The 1,296-nt window shown below is 66.7% G+C and carries 1 protein-coding gene; it reads left to right on the top strand.

The genetic code is table 11. From position 1 onward, the window contains the following. The first annotated feature begins 885 nt into the window (after positions 1-885). Positions 886-1,098, top strand: a complete 213-nt coding sequence (locus tag ACFY4A_RS42660) for a hypothetical protein (RefSeq protein ID WP_390834686.1) — start codon at positions 886-888, stop codon at positions 1,096-1,098. The last annotated feature ends 198 nt before the right edge of the window (positions 1,099-1,296 follow it).

Here is a 1,296-nt window from a genome sequence, read left to right as displayed (position 1 = left end):
CCCAGCAGGCACAGACCTACACCCTCGAAGTCCAGATCCAGATCATGGACCACGGACTTGCATCCCGTCGCCGCCGGTAAACGCAACGGTGTTGATCTTGACCAAGATTTCAAACAGTCCCTGGTTGCGACAAGCCGTCAACTCATTTGGGAGTTACCGCTGTTCGTGCCCTATTGAAGGCTGCAGGAAGGTGGGGCGATGAGTGGCGATACAGGAGCGGCCGGGTGAGCGGCGAAGCGACCGCGGTGCTGGAGCAAGGGTGGGCTGGTCCCGCGCGCTGCGGGAGCTGAAGGACTTGCTGTACGAGGTGTACGTGGCGGCAGGTGCCCCCCGCCCGGACGAGATCACCGGCTGACATAGCCGTTCGATGATGACGAGTTGGCCGGGGGGACCGGGACGGGATATCGTCCGCCGGCTGCATCAGCGACCCGGTCCCTGCCGGCCCCGGCAGGCCGAGGCCGTTGCTCAACCGCGTCTTGGCCGACCTGAAAGTCCACCAGGCCCCTTGATACCGATGGCGCCCACCACCGGTTCGGGGCCTACGCGCCTGTCCGGCGCGAGCATGACACACATCTGGGGAGGTAGTCGCTGCCGCTGTGGCTGGTGCTGGGCGGAGAGGTATCGCCGTCCTCATTCGACGGCACCTCAACCGGCAAGCCCCCGCGCCCTTGCGGGGAGGCAATAAAGAAGTTTTTGACCACCTGACAGATGTGCCATCCCATCAGCCGCAGCCATTCCCGAGGCAGTCCTGGCCGACATGACGGACATCGCCCAGCGCTAGACCGACGTGCCGGACGCGTTCACCGGCACCAACCTGGCCACACTCGCCGACACCGCCAACGCCGATCCCCAGCTGGTAGAGACCACCGATCCATCAACGCGCCAATGAGCGAGGATCACGGCGCCGAGCAGGGGCACCGCCGGCTTCATCTGCTGCGTTACGTGCACGGACAAGGGTCTTCTGCCCGCGGTATCACGGAGGTCGAAGAACTCGATACGCACGGTCGGCAACCATCTCTCGCCGAGGGCGGCCCCGGTGCGTTCCCGCATCCGGCCTGTCTCAAAGAGCAGGGCGGCCCACGGCGTGCGGTGCTGTGAAGCCCATGGAGGTCCTTGACCGAGCAGCCTGGTGAAGGCCTGGGCAACGCTTGGGCTGCGGCCATGGCGGAGTGCCGGACTCATCTCGGCGGGCCTGCCGAACCCGACGCCGGCCGGGTGAGGGGCCGTCACAGGGCCCGGTCTTCGGGCCCTGGCCCCCTTGACCACAGCACGGTGGCCCGGCCCACACCGGACGGC

The organism is Streptomyces sp. NPDC001292 (assembly GCF_042896465.1).
In the GTDB taxonomy this organism is placed as follows: Bacteria; Actinomycetota; Actinomycetes; order Streptomycetales; family Streptomycetaceae; genus Streptomyces.
The sequence above is the reverse complement of the archived record's forward strand: the minus strand, read 5'-3'. Positions and strand labels throughout refer to the sequence as shown.

Bases quoted from the DNA above. Each gene is read 5' to 3' on its own strand.
- ACFY4A_RS42660 (WP_390834686.1), top strand. From the start codon at position 886: ATGAGCGAGGATCACGGCGCCGAGCAGGGGCACCGCCGGCTTCATCTG.